This is a genomic window from Streptomyces sp. NPDC041191 (genome assembly GCF_055591945.1).
This window is the reverse complement of the sequence record NZ_JBVIZC010000008.1, coordinates 121,344-139,168: the sequence shown is the minus strand read 5'-3', so window position 1 is coordinate 139,168 and position 17,825 is coordinate 121,344. Positions and strand designations below refer to the sequence as shown.

The 17,825-nt window shown below is 74.5% G+C and carries 16 protein-coding genes; 4 read left to right on the top strand and 12 right to left on the bottom strand.

Annotation, left to right across the window (positions count from 1 at the left end):
- Positions 1–36: 36 nt before the first annotated feature.
- Positions 37–669 carry an AAA family ATPase gene (locus ACZ6AQ_RS17505; RefSeq protein ID WP_468760569.1) on the bottom strand — a complete coding sequence of 211 codons (633 nt, stop codon included), beginning with the start codon at positions 667–669 and terminating at the stop codon, positions 37–39.
- 26 nt (positions 670–695) lie between these two features.
- Complete coding sequence (locus tag ACZ6AQ_RS17500) at positions 696–1,517, bottom strand: Rossmann-fold NAD(P)-binding domain-containing protein (protein WP_468760568.1); 822 nt, start codon at positions 1,515–1,517, stop codon at positions 696–698.
- An 88-nt stretch (positions 1,518–1,605) separates the two neighbouring features.
- Here ACZ6AQ_RS17500 and ACZ6AQ_RS17495 point away from each other — a divergent pair, with 88 nt between their 5' ends.
- Positions 1,606–2,028, top strand: a complete 423-nt coding sequence (locus tag ACZ6AQ_RS17495; protein WP_388691211.1) for a winged helix-turn-helix transcriptional regulator — start codon at positions 1,606–1,608, stop codon at positions 2,026–2,028.
- 88 nt (positions 2,029–2,116) lie between these two features.
- On the opposite strand, the gene ACZ6AQ_RS17490 is transcribed toward ACZ6AQ_RS17495, so the two are convergent.
- The gene (locus ACZ6AQ_RS17490; protein ID WP_468760567.1) at positions 2,117–3,058 is read right to left on the bottom strand and encodes an NADP-dependent oxidoreductase; all 942 of its coding nucleotides are present in this window, start codon (positions 3,056–3,058) and stop codon (positions 2,117–2,119) included.
- 307 nt (positions 3,059–3,365) lie between these two features.
- On the opposite strand from ACZ6AQ_RS17490, the gene ACZ6AQ_RS17485 reads away from it, so the two are divergent.
- Together ACZ6AQ_RS17485 and ACZ6AQ_RS17480 are read left to right on the top strand one after the other, a co-directional pair.
- Positions 3,366–4,916, top strand: coding sequence for a PstS family phosphate ABC transporter substrate-binding protein (locus tag ACZ6AQ_RS17485; protein ID WP_468760566.1), 1,551 nt, complete (start codon positions 3,366–3,368; stop codon positions 4,914–4,916).
- 67 nt (positions 4,917–4,983) lie between these two features.
- On the top strand, positions 4,984–6,849 hold the full coding sequence (locus ACZ6AQ_RS17480; RefSeq protein ID WP_468760565.1) for a serine/threonine-protein kinase: 1,866 nt from the start codon (positions 4,984–4,986) through the stop codon (positions 6,847–6,849).
- Between the two features lie 78 nt (positions 6,850–6,927).
- On the opposite strand, the gene ACZ6AQ_RS17475 is transcribed toward ACZ6AQ_RS17480, so the two are convergent.
- Positions 6,928–8,211 (bottom strand): adenylosuccinate synthase, encoded by a 1,284-nt coding sequence (locus ACZ6AQ_RS17475; RefSeq protein ID WP_388691222.1) that lies wholly within the window; start codon positions 8,209–8,211, stop codon positions 6,928–6,930.
- Positions 8,212–8,354: 143 nt separating this feature from the next.
- Between ACZ6AQ_RS17475 and ACZ6AQ_RS17470 the strand changes: the two genes are divergently transcribed.
- On the top strand, positions 8,355–9,152 hold the full coding sequence (locus ACZ6AQ_RS17470; RefSeq protein WP_468760564.1) for a diacylglycerol kinase family protein: 798 nt from the start codon (positions 8,355–8,357) through the stop codon (positions 9,150–9,152).
- An 87-nt stretch (positions 9,153–9,239) separates the two neighbouring features.
- Here the strand turns inward: ACZ6AQ_RS17470 and ACZ6AQ_RS17465 are convergent, their stop codons facing one another.
- From ACZ6AQ_RS17465 to ACZ6AQ_RS17430, 8 genes are all read right to left on the bottom strand, one after another.
- Positions 9,240–10,436: a cytochrome P450 gene (locus ACZ6AQ_RS17465; protein ID WP_388691228.1), complete on the bottom strand. Its 1,197-nt coding sequence runs from the start codon at positions 10,434–10,436 to the stop codon at positions 9,240–9,242.
- Between the two features lie 175 nt (positions 10,437–10,611).
- The gene (locus tag ACZ6AQ_RS17460) at positions 10,612–11,277 is read right to left on the bottom strand and encodes a response regulator (RefSeq protein WP_468760563.1); all 666 of its coding nucleotides are present in this window, start codon (positions 11,275–11,277) and stop codon (positions 10,612–10,614) included.
- Positions 11,274–12,596, bottom strand: a complete 1,323-nt coding sequence (locus ACZ6AQ_RS17455; protein WP_468760562.1) for a sensor histidine kinase — start codon at positions 12,594–12,596, stop codon at positions 11,274–11,276. The genes ACZ6AQ_RS17460 and ACZ6AQ_RS17455 overlap by 4 nt, the downstream gene beginning before the upstream one ends.
- 118 nt (positions 12,597–12,714) lie before the next feature.
- Positions 12,715–13,581 carry an alpha/beta hydrolase family protein gene (locus ACZ6AQ_RS17450; RefSeq protein ID WP_468760561.1) on the bottom strand — a complete coding sequence of 289 codons (867 nt, stop codon included), beginning with the start codon at positions 13,579–13,581 and terminating at the stop codon, positions 12,715–12,717.
- 234 nt (positions 13,582–13,815) lie between these two features.
- A complete protein-coding gene (gene kynU, locus ACZ6AQ_RS17445; RefSeq protein ID WP_468760560.1) occupies positions 13,816–15,048 on the bottom strand; it encodes a kynureninase in 1,233 nt (410 codons plus the stop codon).
- The gene (locus ACZ6AQ_RS17440; protein WP_468760559.1) at positions 15,041–15,937 is read right to left on the bottom strand and encodes a tryptophan 2,3-dioxygenase; all 897 of its coding nucleotides are present in this window, start codon (positions 15,935–15,937) and stop codon (positions 15,041–15,043) included. Before ACZ6AQ_RS17440 ends, kynU begins: the two co-directional genes overlap by 8 nt.
- Positions 15,938–16,058: 121 nt before the next feature.
- On the bottom strand, positions 16,059–16,940 hold the full coding sequence (locus ACZ6AQ_RS17435) for a DUF3152 domain-containing protein (protein WP_468760558.1): 882 nt from the start codon (positions 16,938–16,940) through the stop codon (positions 16,059–16,061).
- Between the two features lie 465 nt (positions 16,941–17,405).
- The gene (locus ACZ6AQ_RS17430; RefSeq protein ID WP_388691247.1) at positions 17,406–17,819 is read right to left on the bottom strand and encodes a DUF3151 domain-containing protein; all 414 of its coding nucleotides are present in this window, start codon (positions 17,817–17,819) and stop codon (positions 17,406–17,408) included.
- Positions 17,820–17,825: the final 6 nt, after the last annotated feature.

Sequence of the window (17,825 nt, the reverse complement as noted above, 5' to 3'; positions counted from 1 at the left end):
CCATGTACGCACCCTTGTTGACCGTTCCCGTCCGGCTCAGTCGAACCGGATGTGCCGGACCCCGACCGCCATGCGGCGCAGCCGCCCCCGGAGCGGGCCGTCGGTGCCGGGCGCGAGGCGCAGCCCGGCCGAGGCGGCGACGCGATCCGCCACCTGCGGGATCGTCAGGCGGTCGGTACGGACGTGCTCCGCGAACTCCGCGCCGCTCAGGCGCTCCAGGCACAGGTCGAGCCGGGACACGGCGAAGCTCTCCCGCCGCAGCGGGGCTTCCTTCCCCGCGACGTACCGCACCACGCGGCCGAAACCGCGCTCGCGCAACCGGCGGAGCACCGTCCCGCGCTCGGCGAGGAGCGCGAAGTGCCGTACGTCGTGCCCCTGTTCGCGCAGGCGGCCGACGGTCTCGGCGAAGTACTCCGGCTCCACGACCGTCATCGGCACGATCACCGTGCCCGGATGGTTCCGGAGGACCAGGTCCAGCACGTCGTGGACGCCGCGCCGCCAGACCGGGAGATCCTGGAAGTCGCCGCGGAGCTCCGGAGGCATCATGCGGTGCAGACCGAAGCCCAGGTGCTCGGGGTCGCAGACGACACTGCCCGGGAGCCGCCGCAGCAGCTCGTACGCGGTCTGCGTCTTGCCCCCGCCGAAGGGTCCGTTGAGCCAGATCAGCATGGTCCGACCCCAGGGCGTCGCCGCCGTCAAACGCCCACCTTCGGCCTGGCGGCGGCAGCGGCCTCGACGGCCGTGGCCAGCGGATCACGGGCTGCCCGGCCGAGAAGACCGGAGAGGTCGGGTGTGGTTCCGTCCAGGAAGCCGTGCCGAACGCCCGTGGCCATCGAGGCGAGCATCGGCGGCTGGAACGGCAGCAGCCCCGCCGTCTCGTCGAGGAGCCTGCGCCGGTACTCGCCGAGGCTGATGGGGCGGTGCGCGACGCCGAGTTCACCGGCCACCTGCGCCGCCGTGATCGGCGTGCCGACGAGGTCGTAGACGCGCCCGCGATGCGGTGCGGGACGCGACGCCACCACCGCCGCGGCCTCGGCCAGGTCCTCCCGCCGGACCGCGGCCAGGGCACCGTCCCCGAACGCGGACTCCACACCGTCGCGGTCCCACATCAGCAGACCGCCGAAGAGTTCGGCGTACAGGCCGTTGCGCAGGATCGTCCACGGCAGCCCGCTCGCCCGCACCAGGCGCTCGGTCGCCCGGTGCGCCAGGGCGAAACCGAGGTGATCGCCGGCGGTGGTCAGGCTCGTGTAGACGACGTGGCCGACGCCGTCGCGGACGGCGGCGTCCAGGACCGCCGCGTGCCGGGCGACGACCCGGTCGTCCTCGGCGTAACCGGCGGAGACGAGCACCAGGGTGGACACGCCGGTGAGGTCGAGGCTCGCGCGGTCGTCGAAGTCGAGACGCCGCATCCCCTCGCCCGGCGTGCGGCTGCCGCCCGTCGCGGCGGCCCCACGGGCCCGCAGGGCCGCAAGGGTGGTCGAGCCGAGATTCCCGTTCGCTCCGGTCACCAGAATCATGATCAATCGCAGTCTTCCGCAGTGGTTCTCATCAGTAACTACGCTTGATCCTCGACCGCGCGCCCACCCCCCACAAGAAGGCATTCCGATGTCACTCACGCACACCGGGGTAACCACCACCCCCGCCGACCTCGACCCGTGCGGACGCGAGGACCATCCCGACTGCGGCATCCGCGACGTCCTGGACCGCATCGGGGACAAGTGGTCCGTGCTCGTGGTCGTCGAACTCGCCGGCGGGCCGCGTCGCTTCCGCGAACTCCAGCGCGCCGTCGAAGGCATCTCCCAGCGCATGCTCACCCTCACCGTGCGCAGGCTCGAACGCGACGGCCTCGTGCTGCGCACCGTGTACCCGACCGTCCCGGCCCAGGTCGACTACCGCCTGACCGAGACCGGGGCCGGCCTGACCCACCTGGTCAAGGCGCTCGCCGACTGGTCCCTCGCGCACCGTGGCGTCATCGCCGAGGCACGGCACGCGTACGACCTGGCCCACCCCGGCCACGACATCCACTGACACGGGCAGCCGCCGTCGCGGCCCGGACCGGGGTGGGACGGGGCAGGAGTGAGGCGGAGCGGACCGGACCCGGCCGGGTCGGTCCCGCTCAGACCAGCAGCACGATCCGCCCCGGCCGGTGGCCCGCCTCCGCGCGGCGGTGGGCCTCGGCGGCGGAGGTGAGGGGGAGGACGTCCGCCGTGCGGGTGGCCAGTTCGCGGGCGGCGACGCTCTCCAGCATCTGCTTCAGGCGCGGGGCGTCCGGGCGCGGCCGGATCGCGGTGACGGTGATGTCCCGGTCGGCGGACGGCAACTGCTCGCCCGAGGCCGAGACGAAGACCCCGCCGTCCTGTACGGCGGGCAGCAGCGGGGCGCCGATGAGCGCGGCGTCCAGGGCGGCCGCGACTCCCTCCGGGACGTGGCCGAGCACTCCGGCGACGACCTCGGCCGGGTCGCCGCGCGGGATCAGCTCCTCGGCGCCGAGGGAACGCAGTTCGTGCCGGTCGCCCTCGTCGGCGAGCGCGAACACCCGGAGGCCCAGGGCGGCGGCGTGCTGGACGGCGAACCGGCCCACCACCCCGCCGGCCCCGCTGACCAGCACCGGGGAACCCTTCGGCAGGTCCAGGAGGTCGACGGCCTGGGCCGCCGCCATCGAGGAGAGCGGCACCGAGGCGGCCGTCGTGAAGTCCATGTCCTCCGGGATCGGCGCCAGCCAGGACGGGTCGGCGCGGATCACCTCCGCGTAGGTGCCCTCGCCCGTCCCCTCCGTCACCCAGGGCACGAAACCGGCCACGCGGGTGCCCTCGGGGAGGCCGGGCGCGTCGTCGAGGAGGACGCCCGCGAAGTCGAAGCCGAGGACGAAGGGCGGGGCCAGCTCGCCCAGGAGGGCGGCCCACCGGCCGGAGCGGATCCTCAGGTCCGCCTGGTGCACGGCGGCGGCCTTGAGCCGTACGCGCACGCGGCCGGGCACGTCCCCGGCCCGCGGTTCGGGGCGGTTGGCGATCCGGAGGACCTCGGGTCCTCCGTAGGAGGTCACTTCGATGACGCGCATGGGTGCAGCTCCTCGGACGGAAGGCCCCCTCGCGGCCCCGGACGAAGGCCCCCTCGTGGCCATTACACCCAGGCTCCCCGACCCCGGCAACCGCTGTTGGCCCGCCCGCGCGACGCCCCCGGCGCGGCCCGGGCCCCGCACGGCCCGTACCGCCCGGCGGCGGACCGCACCCGTCCGCACCCGTCCGTACCCGCCCCTGCCCGCCTCGCGGAAGCCCGGGGCCGCCCCGTTTGCGGAAGGAAGAACTCCAGGTGGCGGGCCGCGACGTGTCCCCCGCGCTCGCACGCGTGTCCGTACCGTCGCGCGCATGGAATGGTTCACCGCCGAGAACCTCATCGCCGTGGTCACCGCGCTCCTCGGCGTCCTCGTCTCGATCGGCGTCGCCTGGTACCAGTGGTGGGTGCTGCGCCAGCGGCGGATCGGCTACCGCGTCCAGCTCGACACGTACATCGGCGACGGCGCGACGGCCGGCGCCGACGGTTCCGCCTCCGGCTCGGCCGTGCGGCGCGGTTACTTCGACACCAGCCCCGACCTGGAGGACGCCACCCTCGTCCTGCTCAGGATCGAGAACGACGGGGCCGTGTCCGTCACCGCCGACCACTACACGGACGGGGACGACCACGGACTCACGGTGGAGTTCGGGAACCGGCACGTGAAGGCGGTCGTCGTCACCGCCCCCGACCACCCCCGCCTCCTGAGCCACTTCCCCGCGAACTGGACGGGACCGGCGGAGGGCGCCACCAGCATCCTGCTGCCGAAGGTCCCGCTCAACCGGGGCGCCTCCTACAAACTGCTCGTCCTGCTCGGCGGCGGCCCCACCGGGAGCCCCGTCACGGTCGACGGCAGCATCGCCGAGGGCCGCGTCCACCCCAACCGCAGCATCACCCCCGACGACAAGCTCCCCGTCTTCAGCCGGGCCGCGCTGACCGTCACGGTCCTCCTCACCGCGTGCGTCGTCGCCCTCGCCGCGATCATCGTCCGGGAGGAGACCCCGCCGCCGATCGGCTGCGTCCGGGGCGCCCTCACGGTCACCGGTTCGACGGCCTTCGCCCCCGTCGTGCGGGACGTCGCGAAGAAGTACGAGAAGGACTGTCCGGGCGCGCGGGTGACCGTGGAGGCGCGCGGCTCGACCACCGGGATACGGGAACTGGCCCTCACCGGGGAGAAGGCGGCCGGGGACCCGCCCTCCGTGGTCGTCTTCTCCGACGGGCGCAAGCCGAACGGCTTCCCCCGGCTGCGGGAGAGCCCGGTCGCCGTCTCCCTCTTCACCCTCGTCGTCCACGACGGAGTGCCCGTCGACAACCTCGGCCGGGCGCACCTCCGGGACATCTACCGGGGGAGGATCACCAACTGGAGCGCGCTCGGCGGCCCGGACCTGCCGATCCGCCTGGTGAGCCGGAACGCCGGCTCCGGCACCAGGGAGGTCTTCCAGCGCCGGGTCCTCGGCCGGAACGAACCGGGCAGCTCCTCCCTCGACTGCGTCCACCGCACCGACCCCGACGCGAAGGTCACCCTCTGCGAGGTCGACTCCACCGAGCAGCTCCTGGCCACCGTCGCCCGGACCCCCGGCGCCCTCGGCTACAGCGAGCTGCGCGCGGGCAGCGCCCTCGAGGGCGTGCACCGGGTGGCGATCGACGGACGCGACGCCGACGTGGACGGGGCGGGCGCGCCGGGCGGGGCCGGCTACCCGTACCGGGAGGTCGAGTACGCCTACACCTGGGACGAACCGCCGGCCGACTCCCCGGCCGCCGCCTTCCTCGCCTACCTCGCCCGGGGCGGCGGCCAGGACCTCGTCCGCCTCCACGGCCACCTGCCCTGCGCGACCCCGAAGGGGCTGCGGGCCTGCGGGGAGGAGTGAGGGGCCCCGCGGGGACGGGCCGGTGACATGGAGACGCGCGACGACCGGTCTGGCATGCTCTGACGGCGTGGAGCCATTGACCGCGGAAGACCCCGTCACCATCGGCCCGTTCCGTCTGATCGGCCGGCTGGGAGCCGGGGGGATGGGCCGGGTGTTCCTGGCGCGTTCGGCCGGCGGCCGGACGGTCGCCGTGAAGGTGGTGCACGCCGAACTGGCCGACCGGGACGAGTTCCGGCGCCGGTTCGCCCGCGAGGTCGCCGCCCTGGAGCGGGTCGGCGGCACGGGCACGGCGCCCCTGCTCGGCTCGGACACCTCCGCCGACCCCCCGTGGGTCGCCGTCGGCTACGTACCGGGGCCGTCGCTGCGGACCGTCGTGGGCGACGAGTACGGCCCGCTGCCGACCGGCACCGTACGGACCCTGGCGTCCGGACTCGCCCGCGCCCTCGGCCACATCCACGCCGCCGGGCTCGTCCACCGCGACCTCAAGCCCTCCAACGTCCTGCTGACCGTCGACGGGCCGCAGCTCATCGACTTCGGCATCGCCCGCGCCGTCGACACGGTCGCCGAGGGCGGCGGCCTGACCACCACCGGGGCCCTCGTCGGCTCGCCCGGCTTCATGTCCCCGGAGCAGGTGCGCGGCGAACGCCTCACGCCCGCCTCGGACGTCTTCTGCCTCGGCTCGGTCCTCGCCTACGCGGCGACCGGCCGCGCCCCCTTCGGCCCGGCGGACAGCGGCGTCCACGCCGCCATGTTCCGCATCGCCCACGACGAGCCCGACCTGACCGGCCTCCCGCCCGAACTCTCCGGTCTGGTCCGCGCCTGCCTCGCCAAGGACCCGGCGTCCCGCCCCTCGCCCGGGGAGATCGCCGGAACCCTGCCGGTCTCCGACCCCTGGCTCCCGGCGGACGTCCTGACCCGCCTCGGCCGCCACGCCGCCCGGGTCCTGGAGGCGGAGGCGTCGGGACCCGGCTCCGGTACGGGAGCGGCGGCCGGCGGGACCGGGGAGGAGCCCCGGCCCGCGGCCACCGCCCCGCGCCCCCGGCGGCGGACCCCGGCCGTCGTCCTCGCGGTCCTCGCGGTGGCGGCCGCGGCCACCGTCACGTACGTCCTCCGGCCCGGTCAGACCACCGGGAGCGGCACCGACGGGCGGAAGGACCGGGGGAAGGGGGTGACGAGCAGCTCCCCCGCCCGCCCCGCCGGGGTCGTCCCGGCCGGTTTCCTCGGCGCCTGGGAGGGCGTGCTCCAGGGCGGGGTGGACTCCCCCCGGGAGACGTTCCGGATCGAGATCAGCCAGGGCGCGGCCGGCGCCAAGAACGCCGTCTACACGCACGTCGCCCCGGGCCGCCTGTGCACGGGCCGCTCCCGGCTCGTCTCGGCCGACGAGGACAAGGTCGTCTACGGCGAGTCCGACGTGACGTCCGGCGTGCCCGCCGGACGCTGCACCCCCGCCGCCCACCAGACCCTCGCCCTGCGCTCCCCCGACGTCCTGGAGTGGTCCTCGGGCGCCGTGCGGGCCACCTTCCGCAAGGCGCCCACCGGCACCGCCGTCGTCCCCGCCCGCTTCCTCGGCCGGTGGGAGCAGGTCCCCCTGTCGGGGACGGACAAGGAGGTCGAGCGGCGCTACACCTCGACGATGACGATCGCCCAGGGTCCGGTCGGCACCCGGCTGATCGAGTTCCACGACTCCTTCCCGCGCACGGACGAGTCGGGCGACCTCACCCCGGAGACGGTCACCTGCGGCTCCACGGCCGTCCTCGCGGGGGTGGGGGGCCTCCTGGTGATCGGCCCGCAGGTCCGTGACCCGGCCCGCTGGAGCTCGGAGTGCGCCGAGAGCGAGTCCGGCTACCTGACGGTCGGCACGTGGAAGGGCAAGGACATGCTCCTGCTCTACCCGATGGCGGACGCGGAGCCGGCCGAGTACCGGCGTTCGTAGCCGGATACGCGGGCCCGGACGCGCGGAGGGCCCGCCGTCCCGGCGAACCGGGAGGGCGGGCCCTCGCACGTCCTCCCGTCAGAGGAAGGAGTTGATCTCGATCGTCTCGGTGCGGCCGGGGCCGACGCCGATGGCGGAGATCGGGGCGCCCGACATCTCCTCCAGGGCCTTCACGTACGCCTGCGCGTTCTTCGGCAGGTCGGCGAAGGTCTTGGCCTTGGTGATGTCCTCGGACCAGCCCGGCAGCATCTCGTAGACCGGCTTCGCGTGGTGGAAGTCGGACTGCGAGTACGGCAGCTCCTCGACGCGCTTGCCGTCGATCTCGTACGCGACGCAGACCGGGATCTGCTCCCAGCCGGTGAGCACGTCGAGCTTGGTGAGGAAGAAGTCGGTCAGGCCGTTGACGCGGGTCGCGTAACGGGCGATGACCGCGTCGAACCAGCCGCAGCGGCGGTCACGGCCGGTGGTGACGCCCCGCTCGCCGCCGATGCGGCGCAGGTCCTCGCCGTCCTGGTCGAACAGCTCGGTCGGGAACGGGCCGGCGCCCACGCGCGTGGTGTACGCCTTGAGGATGCCGATGACCCGCGAGATCTTCGTCGGGCCGACGCCCGTACCCGTGCAGGCGCCGCCCGCGGTCGGGTTCGAGGAGGTGACGAAGGGGTACGTGCCGTGGTCGACGTCCAGGAGCGTGCCCTGGCCGCCCTCGAAGAGCACGACCTTGTCCTCGTCCAGCGCGTTGTTGAGGATCAGGGTGGTGTCCGCGACGAACGGCCGGATCTGCTCCGCGTACTGGAGCATCTCCTCGACGATCTGCCCGGCGTCGATGGCCCGCCGGTTGTAGAGCTTGGCGAGGAGCTGGTTCTTGCCCTCCAGCGCCGCCTCGACCTTCTGGGTGAGGATCGACTCGTCGTACAGGTCCTGGACCCGGATGCCGACGCGGTTGATCTTGTCGGCGTAGGTCGGGCCGATGCCCCGGCCGGTGGTGCCGATCTTGCGCTTGCCGAGGAACCGTTCCGTCACCTTGTCGAGGGTGACGTTGTACGGGGTGATCAGGTGGGCGTTGCCGCTGATCAGGAGCTTCGACGTGTCCACGCCGCGTTCGTTCAGTCCGCTCAGCTCGGAGAGCAGGACCGCCGGGTCGACGACGACACCGTTTCCGATCACCGGGGTGCACCCCGGCGAGAGGATTCCGGAAGGGAGAAGATGCAGCGCGTACTTCTGGTCGCCCACGACGACCGTGTGGCCGGCGTTGTTGCCGCCCTGGTAACGCACTACATAGTCGACGGACCCACCGAGCAGGTCGGTGGCCTTTCCCTTGCCCTCGTCACCCCACTGAGCACCGAGCAGCACAAGTGCGGGCACAGGCGTACACCCCTTCCGGGTGGGGCATGTCCAAGGTCAGGGGGCATACGCCGCCTCACCGGTGTGCCCCGGAATAGACGAAGCCCCTGGCGCAATAGCGCAAGGGGCTCTTGCACAAAGATGCTACCCGAGGAAGGACCGAGGTGTCGGATCACGACCAGCTGCTGGTCATCGTCGACCCGGTCGCCCGCCGAAGTGACGGCGAGTCCGTACGGATCGCGAAAGATGTGCTGTGCGCGGGCGCGGAAGCGAAGATCTGCCTGCCGGACGGTCCGGAGGAATTCTCCCGGGCCCTGGCCCGGCGGGGCTCCCGGCGCCCGGTGGTGCTCGGCGACGACCGGGCGCTGCTGCGCACGGTGGCGCTGCTGCACCGGGAGCGCGCCCTCGCCGGGAGGTCCCTCTCCCTGGTCCCGATCGGGACCCCGGAGGCCCTGGAGGTGGCCCACGCGCTCGGCGTGCCGCGCTCCACGCCGGCGGCGGCGCGGGCGGCCCTGGACGGGACCGTCCGCCGCCTGGACCTCCTGGTCGACGACAGCGACGGCATCGTCCTCGGGGACCTCCTGGTCCCGGCCGCGCCCCTCCCGGACCCGGCGGTCCCGTCGGTCTGGGGCACCTGCCGCTCCCTCGTCCGCACCCTGGTGCGGCCGGCCCCGACGGCCCTGGCGGTCCGCACCCACCGGCTGCGGGTGGAGGCGGACGGGATACTCCTCTCGGACGTCGACACCCCCCTGGAGGCCCTGACGGCCCGCTCGGTCGCGGGCACGGCCGAGGTCACCGTCCGTCCCCCCTCGGCGCCGCCCCACCACACCACCGCCCACACCCTCACGGTCTCGGGCCCGGACTTCCGCTACCGCGCGGACGGCCGTCTGACGGGACCGGTGCGGCGGCGGACGTGGACGGTGCGGGAGGGGGCGTGGGGGCTGACGCTGCCGGGGGCGTGACGTCGCGGAGGGGGTGAGGTTGCCGGAAGCGCGAAGGGAATCCCGTACGGGAGGACGGCCGGCCTTTCGCATCGCGCGGGCCGGTCCTCACACCTCCACCAGCAGCTCCTCGTACCCCCTGATCACGAACCCCGGTTTCCGCACCGGTTCCGCCACCAGGCGCATGCCCGGGGCCTGTCTGAGGAGTTCGCCGAAGACCGCCGTCAGTTCGAGGCGGGCCAGGGGGGCGCCCAGGCAGTAGTGGATGCCCGCGCCGAAGGTGACGTGGGGGTTGTCGGCGCGGGTGAGGTCGAGGGCGTCGGCGGTGGGGCCGAAGCGGGACGGGTCGCGGTTGGCCGAGCCGAAGAGGAGGGCGACCTCCGAGCCGCGCGGGACGGTCACTCCGCCGATCTCGATGTCGTCCAGGACCCAGCGTTCGAAGAGCTGGAGCGGGGTGTCGTGGCGCAGGAGTTCCTCCACGGCCGCGGACAGGTTCCCCGGGTCCGGGCGGAGTCCTTCGCGCAGGAGGGTGTACCAGCCGTTGACCGTGGTGTTCACGGTGGCCTCGTGGCCCGCGTTCAGGAGCAGGACGCAGGTGGAGACCGTCTCCTGCTCGGTCAGCTCCGGGACCCCGACCAGCGCCGAGAGCAGGTCGTCCCCGGGGTGCGCGCGGCGCCTCGCGATCAGCTCCCGCAGGTAGTCCGAGAACTCCACCGACGCCTCGACGGCCCGCCGGGCCGTCTCCTCCGAGGGGTTCAGCTCGTACATCCCGCAGATCGCCGCCGACCAGGGCCGCAGCCGCGCCCGCTCCTCGTCCTCCTCCGGGATGCCCAGCATCTCCGCGATCACCGCCACCGGCAGCGGTTCCGCGACCGCGGCCTGGAGGTCGCCGCCGCCCTCCGCCACCAGTCCCCCGACCAGATCGGCGGCGAGCCGCCGCACCGTCGGGACCAGGCCCTCCACCGTCCTCGGCGTGAACGCCTTCGAGACGAGCCGCCGGATGCGGGTGTGGTCGGCCCCCTCCAGGTCGAGCAGCCCGTGGTCGTTGAGCGTGTGGAAGGGCTCGTGCGCCGGGTCCGGGGCCTCCCGGCCGAACTCCTCGTGGGTGAACCGGTGGGTGTACGTCCGGCCGAGCCGCCGGTCGCGCAGGAGCGCCGAGACGTCCTCGTGGCGCGGGATCAGCCACTGGCGGGCCGGTCCGTACCAGTGGGCGCGGCCCGCCGCCCGCAGCTCGGCGTAGGCGGGGTACGGGTCCGCGACGAACTCGGCGGACCAGGGGTCGTACGCGGTGTCGGTGGCGTCCATGGGCGGACGCTACCCGCCCGCGGCTTCCTCCAGCCGCCGGACCGCTTCCCGGCCGGCTCCGGACCGCTTGCCGGCCGGATTCAGGCCGGAATCCGGCCGCCGGTACGGCTCCGGCCCGTACGGGCCGGAGCCGGCCGGCCGGCCGGACCCGCCCCTCCCCGGCCCCCGCCCCGCCTCAACCTCCGGCCCGCACCAGGCCCGCCTCGTACGCGAAGACCGCCGCCTGCGTCCGGTCGCGGAGGCCCAGTTTCACCAGGACGCGGCTCACGTGGGTCTTGATCGTGGACTCCGCGACGACGAGGTGGTCCGCGATCTCGGCGTTCGACAGGCCCTGCGCGATGAGGACGAGGACCTCCGTCTCCCGCTCGGTCAGCTCCCCGACCCTCGCCGTCGCGGGCGGGCGCGGGGAGGAGCCCGGCGCCTTCGCGAACTCGGTGATCAGGCGCTTGGTGACGGTCGGCGCGAGCAGCGCCTCGCCGGCCGCGACGACCCGCACGCCGTCCGCGAGCTGCCGGGCCGAGGCGTCCTTGAGCAGGAAGCCGGAGGCCCCGGCGCGCAGCGCCTGGTACACGTACTCGTCCAGGTCGAAGGTGGTCAGGACCAGCACCTTCGCGTCCGCGTCGGCGGCGACGATCTCCCGGGTGGCCTCGATGCCGTTCAGCTCGGGCATCCGGATGTCCATGAGGACCACGTCGGGGTGGAGGGCGGCGACCTGGGCGATCGCCTCCCGGCCGTTGACGGCCTCCCCGACGACCTCGATGTCCGGCATCGCGCCGAGCAGCACCGAGAAGCCCTCCCGGACCATCATCTGGTCGTCGACGATCAGCACCCTGATGCTCATTCCGCCGCCTCCTCGCGGCCGACGGGGACGAAGGCCGTCACTTCGTAGCCGCCGTCGCCGGTCGCCTCCGCCGTCATCTCGCCGCTCAGCATCGCCACGCGCTCCCGCATGCCGGTGATGCCGTGCCCGGCGCCCGGGGAGGGCTTCACGAGACCGCGCGCGGGCCCGTTGGCGACGCGCAGGCCGAGGCCGCCGAGGACATAGCTGACCTCGACCTTCGCCGCCGCGCCCGGCGCGTGCCGCAGCACGTTCGACAGGGCCTCCTGGACGATCCGGTACGCGGAGAGCTCCACGCCCTGCGGCAGCTCGCGCACCGCGCCGGTCACCGTCTTCTCCACGTCGAGCCCGGCCTCGCGCACGTTGGCGACGAGGGCGTCCAGGTCGGCGAGGGTCGGCTGCGGGGCGTCGGGCGCCTCGTAGTCCTCGGCCCGGACGACGCCGAGGATGCGGCGCAGCTCGGTCAGCGCGGCGACCGCGTTCTCGCGGATGGTGAGGAACGCCTGCTCCAGCTCCGGCGGCGGGTTCTCGACCCGGTACGGCGCGGCCTCCGCCTGGATGGCCACCACCGACATGTGGTGGGCGACGACGTCGTGCAGCTCGCGGGCGATGGTGGTGCGCTCCTCCAGGAGGGTCCGCTTCGACCGCTCCCGCTCGGTGACGGTCTGCTGGGCGGTGACCTCGCGGTCGGCCTCGCGGCGGACCTGGAAGACGGTGACGGTGAGCAGGACCAGGGCCGAGACGAAGATCATCGCGACGGCCTCGGAGTCGTCCCCCGTGCCGAGGAACATCCCGGCGAAGAGGCCGAAGGCCCCCGTCACCAGCCACATCCACACCGCCGCGCGGGGCCGGGTGCGGGCGGCGACCACGGCGAGGACCACCAGGTGGGAGAAGAACGTCGTGTGCGACCAGGGCCAGCCGCCGTCGTAGTCGGTGAGATAGCCGATGAAGGGGGCCGAACCGAGCGAGGCCCAGAAGGCGAGGACCGGCCGGACCAGGGTGAGCAGCACGATCGCGGGCGGCGCGCAGGAGATCACCAGCGTCAGCGGGGGGAAGCGGATGTCGGCGCTCTCGTACCCCGCGACGAAGGCGATCGCGGCGAGGAACGCGACGACCGCGTGCGGGAAGAACCCCGCGTGCGCCCGTATCCGCCGCGGCAGGAGGCGCGCCAACCTGCTGGTGACCTCCACGGGGGGCATCGGCCGGTAGGCGAGGGCGTCGTGGAAGAGTTCCTGCCGCAGCCCGCCGAGGACGACCTGTACCAGGTGGAACTCGGGGGCGCGGCTCGTCCCGGGGGTCTGTGTCTGAGTCACGCGGATCACGGTACGGGGGCGGGGGGAACGGGTCGTCCCACCGCGTACGGATCCTTCCCCGTCCCCCCTGAGTACTACGGAGTCCCCCGCGCCGGCGCCGGACCTCCCGGGCGCGGCGCCGGTCCCGTCACCAGGCCAGCTGGGCGATCTCCTCCGCGACCACCGCGCACGCGTCCGCCGACGGGTCGATCGGCGGGAAGTGGCCGGCCTCCTCCAGGAGCGTCAGGCCGACCGTCTCGCCCGCCTCCGCCGCCGCCTCCGCGAACGCGTCGGCGACGGCGTGCGGCACGACGACGTCCTCACGGCCCTGGACGACGGTGGTGGCGATCCCGGTCGGGAGGAGGCGGGCGGGGTCGGCGGAGGCCGCCCGCTCCTCGTACGCGCCGGGGCCGCCGAGGAGTTCGGTGACCGCGCCGCCGCACACCCCCAGCTCGACCGCCCGCCCGAAGTGGGCGATCGGGGCGAGGGCGACGACACCGCGCAGCGGGGGCGGGGCCGGGAGCCGCCAGGGGGAGCCGGCGGGCAGGACGTGCCGGGCCGCGGCCCACAGGGCGAGGTGGCCGCCGGCCGAGTGTCCCGTGAGCACCGTCCGGCCCGGATCGGCGCCCGGCAGGTGCGCGGCGGCGAGTTCCGGCACGGCGTCCAGGGCGGCGGCCACGTCGTCGAAGGTCTCGGGCCAGCGCCCGGCGACCGGGGCCGTGCCCCCCTGGCGGGGGAGGGTGCCGCCGCGCCGGTACTCCACGCTGGCGACGGCGAAGCCGCGCCGGGCCAGGAAGTCCGCGAACGGAGAGAGGTACCACCGGTCGTACGACGCCCGCCAGGCGCCGCCGTGCAGGACGACGACGAGCGGGGCGCGGACGCGTCCGTCGCGCGGCGCGTAGAAGTCGACCACCTGGTCCGGGTGGTCGCCGTACGCGGCGGAGGCGTCCGGGGCGACGACCGGGTGCGAGAGGGCCGACGCCTCTTCGGCGGCGTCGCGCGCGGCGGGGTCCATGGGCTGCTCCAACCTCTCCGGTACGGGGCCGAACTGGCCTGACCTGCGGGGACGGTACCAGGATCGGGACCGCGCGAGCGGATGGCCTTCGGGCCCCGGGGAGGGCGCGGGAGCGCGGGGGGGGGCCGCCGGGGCGGACGGCCCGTCCGGGGCCCGCCGGGACCCGATGGTTCCGGCGGGCTCCGGCAGGTCCCGGCAGGCCCCGGGGGCCCGGGGGCCCGGGGGTCCGGGGAGCTACGCCCCCCGGGTCTCCGGAGCCCCCGTCCCCGCCGGTACGTCCGCCAGGACCTCCGCGAGGACCCGCGCCGCCCGCGCGGTGTCCGCGAACCCGACGTACAGCGGCGTGAAGCCGAACCGCAGCACGTCCGGGCGGCGCAGGTCGCCCACGACGCCGCGCCGGATCAGCTCGGCCATCACCGCCGGGGCCTCGGCGCAGCGCAGCGCGACCTGGCTGCCGCGCTCGGCGTGCGCCTCCGGCGTGACCGGCTCGACCCTGCCCCCGGGGGCGTACGCCCGGACGCACTCCAGGAAGAAGTCCGTCAGCGCGAGGGACTTGGCCCGCACGTCCTCGATCGCGACCCCGTCCCACACGTCGAGCGCCGCTTCGAGCGCCAGCATGGAGAGGATGTCGGGGGTGCCGACCCGGCCCCGCGCGGCGCCCGGGGCCGCCTCGTACCCGGGGGCCATGGCGAACGGGTCGGCGTGCGAGTTCCAGCCGGGCAGCGGCGAGTCGAAGGCGGCCTGGTGGCGCTCCGCGACGTACAGGTACGCGGGCGAACCGGGGCCGCCGTTCAGGTACTTGTACGTGCAGCCGACCGCCAGGTCGACCCCGTGGGCGTCCAGGCCGACCGGCAGGGCGCCCGCGCTGTGGCACAGGTCCCAGACGGCGAGCGCGCCCGCCGCGTGCAGGGCCGCGGTGGTGCCCGGCAGGTCGTGGAGCCGGCCGCTGCGGAAGTCGACGTGGTTGACGAGGGCGGCGGCCGTGCGCGGACCAGCCGCCTCCGCCATCCCGGCGGGGGCGACGGGCACGATCCGGTGGCCCGTCATCCGCGCCGCCGACTCCGCGACGTACCCGTCCGTGGGGAAGGTCGTCGCGTCCACCAGGATCTCGTCGCGGCCCGGGCCGGCCAGGCGGGCGGCGGCGACGACCGCCTTGAAGACGTTCACGCTGGTCGAGTCGCCGACCACGACCTGCCCGGGGCCGGCGCCGACGAGCGGCGCGATCCGCTCGCCGATCCGCTCGGGCGCGGTCCACCAGCCGGACTCCTCCCAGGAGCGGATGCGCAGCTCGCCCCACTCGCGGGCGACGACGTCGGCCATGCGGGCGGGGACGTGGGCGGGCAGCGCGCCGAGCGAGTTGCCGTCGAGGTAGACGGTGTCCTCGTCGAGGACGAACTTCTTCCGGTGCACGGCCAGTTCGTCGGTCGCGTCGAGGGCGAGGGCCTTGCCCTCCAGCGGGTCAGACATGGCTGCGGGCCGTCCACAGCTCGGGGAACACGTTCTTCTGCGCCCGCTTCTCCAGCCAGGCCACGCCCGCCGAACCGCCGGTGCCGGTCTTGGCGCCCATCGCGCGCCGGGTCGCCACCAGGTGGTCGTTGCGCCAGCGCCAGACCAGCTCGGCCACGTCGCTCAGGGCCTCGCCGAGGCGGACCAGCTCGGCGTTCTGGTCGGGGTCCGCGTAGATCCCGGCCCAGACCGCCTCGACCTCGGGCGAGGGCTCGTACCGCTGCGAGAGGTCGCGGCCGAGGACGGCGGCGGGCACGGGCAGGCCGCGCCGGGCGAGCAGGCCGAGGACCTCGTCGTACAGGCTCGGCTCGTGCAGGGCCTTCTCCAGCTCGGCGTGGACGCGGGGCGCGCCCCGGTGCGGCACGAGCATGGACGCGGACTTGTCGCCGAGCAGGAACTCCATCCGCCGGTACATCGCGGACTGGAATCCGGACCCCTCGCCCAGGGCGCCCCGGTAGGCGTTGAACTGGGCGGGGGTGAGCTGGGCGAGCGGCCGCCAGGAGTGGTTCAGCGCCTCCAGCTCGCGCACGGAGCGCTTGAGCGCGTCCCTCGCGACCGGCACGCGGTCCTCGCGCAGGGCACGGCTCGCGGTCTCCCACTCGTGGACGATCACCGTGAACCACAGCTCCATCACCTGGGTGGTGACCAGGAAGACCATCTCGCCGGGGTCGTCCGAGCGGAGGTGCTGGAGGTGGGTGAGGACGTCCGCCTGGACGTAGTCCTCGTACGGCGTCGTGCCCGCGAAGTCGAGGTTGGGATCCTCGACGGCCTGGTCGGCCCGGTCGGCCTGGTCGGCCCGGTCGGCCCGGTCGTCTGCGGAGGCATCGGGAGAACCCGGGAAGGTGGACATTTCTGTCTCCTCGAAACGTTCTACCGGGTAGCGGTCCGCTCCTTCCGTGCGGCACCGCGTGCGGCACGGGAGCTCCGGTCCCCTCGGGAGGCCCGCTCCGTCGCGTGCCGTCCCAGACGCATCATGACACGGTCGGGCCCGTGATGTAGTTCCCGTCTTCGTCGTACGGATAGGCGTTCGACCGGCAGCCGTTCAGGCCCTTGATCTGCTGCATCATCGCGGGGGCGAGCTTGCCCGGACCCGGGCAGGCCATGTGCGTCCGGATGCCGATCTCGTGCCCGACCTCGTGGTTGATGATCAGGTGGCGGTACTCGGCGGCCCCGCCCGCGAAGGTCGGCGAGCCCAGCATCCACCGCCTGAGGTTCACGACGACGCCGTCGGTGGTCTCGCAGTTCAGCTCGCCGTGGGTGTCGAGTCCCTGGCGGAGGCAGAGGGCGTCCGCCGTGTCGGGGGTGGCGATCCGGATGACGAAGTCGGCGTTCTCCGAGACCAGCTGGAAGCGGCCCCGGCCGTGCGCCGCCCAGCTGCGCGGATGGGCCAGGATCCGCTGGATCTCGTCGGCCGCCTGGCGTGCCGAGAGGTCGATGCCGTCCTCGACCTGGACCCGGTAGCGGCGCAGGACCCCGCGGTCGCCGGTGACGGCGCCGGCGGCCCGCGCGGTGGTGAAGGTCCCGGGGCCGGACTTCGGCACGGCGGGCTTCTTCGGGGGGGTCGTCGCCGGGGGCGCCGTCGGCGTGGGCTTCGCCTTCGGCGCCGGCGGGGTGGTGGCGGGCGCGGCGGTCGTCGGGTCCGCCTCCCCCGCCATGGGGCCGGGCGCGGGCGGAGCCGCCGCGGCACCGGCCTCCGTGCCGTGGAAGTGGGCGAGGGCGGCGCCGCCGCCGAGCGCGAGGGTCGCCAGGATCAGGGCGGGGAGGACGAGCCGGCGTACGGGACCGCGTCTGGCCCCGCCCCGCCGCCGGCTCTGTGTTCGTCGCTGTCCTGCGGATACGGAGCGCTTGCCCACGACAGACTTCTCCCCTGCTCGGCCGGTGTGGGGGAAGAGGAAGTGGGGCCTCGGTACCGGCTTTTTCTTTGCTGCGGTCCCGGGGATCGTACCGGCCCGTTCGAATACGCTCGAATGACGCGGGGCGGTTTGTACGGGTCCGTTCCCCGGGCACGGGACGCGCGGGCCCCGGCGGCGCACCGCGCGAAAGCCCGGCGTGCCCCGCGCGCGAGTCCGTGCCGAAACGCGCGCGAGACCGGGACGCGACACGCGGGAGCCCGGAGTGCGGCGCGCGCGAGTCCGGGACGGAACGCCCGGGAGTCCGGAACGCGTCGCACACGCGCCCGGCACGAAACACGCGGGAGCCCGGGGCGACCGCCCCGGGCTCCCGCGCACGCCGCTCACGTCACCTTCGCGTACGCCGCTTTCACGTGGGTCGCTCTCGCGTACGCCGCTCCCGTTCCGCGCGCGCCGTTTTCACGGACGTCAGCCCAGCGTCTCCGCCGCCGTCTCCGAGGAGTCCCGCAGGAACGTCGTGCAGCGCTCGTACTCCTCCTTCTCCCCGATCTCGCCGGCCGCCCGCGCCAGGGCGTGCAGCGCGCGCAGGAAGCCCCGGTTCGGCTCGTGCTCCCACGGCACCGGGCCGTGGCCCTTCCAGCCGTTGCGGCGCAGCGCGTCCAGTCCCCGGTGGTAGCCGGTGCGGGCGTAGGCGTACGACTCGACGACCCGTCCGCCCTCGTAGGCGTCGTCGGCGAGGCGCGCCCAGGCGAGCGAGGAGGTCGGGTACTTCGCGGCGACCTCCGCCGGGTCCGTACCGTTCGCGAGCAGTTCGCGCGGTCCCGGCTCGTCGGGCAGGTGGGTGGGGGCCGGTCCCCCCAGCAGGTTCTCGTGGATGGCCATGGGGCC